The sequence below is a fragment of the Leifsonia sp. SIMBA_070 genome (assembly GCF_046534635.1).
Classification (GTDB): domain Bacteria; phylum Actinomycetota; class Actinomycetes; order Actinomycetales; family Microbacteriaceae; genus Leifsonia.
On the sequence record NZ_JAWRYK010000048.1, the window covers coordinates 1 to 402 of the forward strand.

Below are 402 nucleotides of genomic sequence, written 5' to 3' on the forward strand. Positions count from 1 at the left end.
GTGACCACGGCCAGCACGCCCACCGCCTCGGCGTGGTCGAGGATCTGCCGCACCGATTCGGCGTCCCGGCCACCACAGGCGGCCAGGTGGGTGTGGGCGTCGATCAGCGGGGGCAACGGTTCCGGATCCGGCGGTGGGGTCCGCCGCCGCTCCTTCTTGAGTTCTTTGTTGCTCTTTTCCTGGCCGCTGCTCTCATTCTGGTCGGTCATGTCAGAGATCGACCTCACCCACGATGACCGACACACTGCGACCGCCGACCCAGATGTCGGTGTCGTCGTCGTTGATCAGGACACGGCCGGACCGGCCCAGCGCCGCCCCCTGCGCCGCGACGTACGTCGCGGGCGCGATCTCCAGACCGCGCAGCCAGCACGCCAGGCCCGCATTCAGGCTGCCGGTCACCGG

2 pseudogenes are annotated in these 402 nt (G+C 69.4%); both read right to left on the reverse strand.

What is annotated here, in order from left to right:
• Nucleotides 1-209: pseudogene (locus SB754_RS19340) on the reverse strand (deoxyribonuclease); the annotation flags it as partial.
• Nucleotide 210: 1 nt separating this feature from the next.
• A pseudogene (locus tag SB754_RS19345) lies at nucleotides 211-402 on the reverse strand (phenazine biosynthesis protein PhzF); the annotation flags it as partial.